Raw genomic sequence first — 2,151 nt, 5'->3', positions numbered from 1 at the left:
ACCCATGACCGACTGGACAACCATCTGCCGCGTCGAGGACATTCCGGTGCTGGGGGCGCGGCGCGTGAGCCGGCCTGCGGGCGTTGGGGTGGCGGTGTTTCGCAACAGCCAGGACGAGGTGTTCGCGCTGCTGGACCGCTGCCCGCACAAGGGTGGGCCGCTCAGCCAGGGCATCGTGTTCGGCACCAGCGTGGCCTGCCCGCTGCACAACTGGACGATCGGGCTGGAGGACGGCTGCGCCAAGCAGCCCGATGAGGGCTGCACGCCCAAGTTCGCCTGCAAGGTCGAGGCTGGCGTGGTGATGCTGGACGCGAACGAACTCGCCACGCATGCGCTCGAGCTGGAAGCACCGCGCGCGGGCCCCGGGGCGGCGACGGCCGGCGCGCTGGGCGACGAGTCGTTTGGCGTGCAGGCGCCGCATGGCGCCTGAGGTGGCCGATGCAGCCTTGCCCATGAAGGCCTTGCTCATGAAGGCCTTGCCCATGCAGGAGACGCGCTCCACCTGCCCCTATTGCGGCGTGGGCTGCGGCGTGATCATCGAATCCGAGGGTGCGCAGATCACGGGCGTGCGCGGCGACCCGGATCACCCGGCCAACTTCGGGCGGCTGTGCACCAAGGGCTCGACGCTGCACCTGACGGCCGCGGCCGAGGTCACACTGCAAACGCGCCTGCTGCAGCCGATGCGACGCGCCCAGCGCGGCGCCGCGCCGCAGGCCGTCGGCTGGGCGCAGGCCCTTGACAGCGCCGCCGACAAGTTCGCCCAGGTCATCCGCGACCACGGCCGCGATGCGGTTGGCTTCTACGTCTCGGGCCAGCTGCTGACCGAGGACTACTACGTCTTCAACAAGCTGGCCAAGGGCCTGATCGCCACCAACAACATCGACACCAACTCGCGCCTGTGCATGAGCAGCGCGGTGGCCGGCTACAAGAAGACGCTGGGCGCGGACGCACCGCCCGCCTGCTACGACGACTTCAACCATGCCCAGTGCCTGTTCATCGTGGGCAGCAACACGGCCTGGGCGCACCCGATCCTGTTTCGCCGCATCGAGGATGCCAGGCGCGCCAACCCGGCCATGAAGATCGTGGTGGCCGACCCGCGGCGCACCGACACCTGCGAGATCGCCGACCTGCACCTGGCGATCCAGCCCGGCACCGACGTGATGCTGTTCCACGGCATGCTGCACCTGATGCTGTGGGAGGGCTGGACGCGGCCCGACTACATTGCCGCGCACACCAGCGGCTTCGAGGCGCTCAAGGCCACGGTGCGCGACTGCACGCCCGAGCGCGTCGCGCAGGTCTGCGGCATCGAGCAGGCTGCGCTGCTGGAGGCCGCGCGCCTGTTCGCCACCTCGGCGGCCACGCTGAGCCTGTACTGCCAGGGGCTGAACCAGTCATCCTCGGGCACCGCCAAGAACGCGGCGCTGATCAACCTGCACCTGGCCACCGCGCAGATCGGGCGGCCCGGCGCGGGGCCCTTCTCGCTGACCGGGCAGCCCAACGCGATGGGCGGGCGCGAGGTCGGGGGCCTGGCCAACCTGCTGTCGGCGCACCGCGACCTGGGCAATACCGCACACCGCGCCGAGGTCGCCGCGCTCTGGGGCCTCACCCAGGGGCAGGAGGTGCCCGCAGCGCCCGGCAAGACGGCGGTGGAGATGTTCGAGGCGGCGGCCGACGGGCAGATCAAGGCGCTATGGATTTCGTGCACCAACCCGGCCCAGTCGATGCCCGACCAGGCGGCGGTGCGCCGGGCGCTGGAGCGCTGCGAGTTCGTGGTGGTGCAGGAGGCGTTTGCCACCACGGCCACCTGCGCCTATGCCGACTTGCTGCTGCCGGCCACCACCTGGGGCGAGAAGACCGGCACCGTGACCAACAGCGAGCGGCGCATCTCGCGCGTGCGCCCGGCCGTGGCGGCGCCCGGCCAGACGCGCCACGACTGGTCGGCGGTGGTCGACTTCGCGCAGCGCCTGGAGGCGCGGCTACCCCGGCGCGCGGCCACCACCCTCTTCCCCTACGCGCTGGATGCCGAGGCCGGCGCCGAGGCGATCTGGAACGAGCACCGCGAGTCCACGCGCGGGCGCGACCTGGACATCACGGGCTTGAGCTGGGCGATGCTCGATGCGCACGGGCCCCAGCAGTGGCCATGTCCGGCGG

Annotated in this window: 2 protein-coding genes; both read left to right on the top strand. The window is 71.3% G+C overall.

The window, feature by feature from the left end; translation table 11 throughout:
• Positions 1-4: 4 nt before the first annotated feature.
• A complete protein-coding gene (gene nirD, locus ACSFA8_RS27105; protein WP_435482553.1) occupies positions 5-430 on the top strand; it encodes a nitrite reductase small subunit NirD in 426 nt (141 codons plus the stop codon).
• Between the two features lie 52 nt (positions 431-482).
• The coding region (locus tag ACSFA8_RS27100; protein WP_435482552.1) for a molybdopterin-dependent oxidoreductase at positions 483-2,151 on the top strand (1,669 nt) is incomplete at its 3' end.

It is taken from the genome of Variovorax nitratireducens (assembly GCF_051216545.1).
Taxonomy (GTDB): Bacteria; Pseudomonadota; Gammaproteobacteria; order Burkholderiales; family Burkholderiaceae_C; genus Variovorax.
Note: the sequence above shows the minus strand (reverse complement) of the source record. Positions and strands in the feature narration are given on the sequence as shown.

What these genes read in the sequence shown, in the direction of transcription:
- nirD (WP_435482553.1), top strand. Translation starts at nt 5, where the DNA reads ATGACCGACTGGACAACCATCTGCCGCGTCGAGGACATTCCGGTGCTG.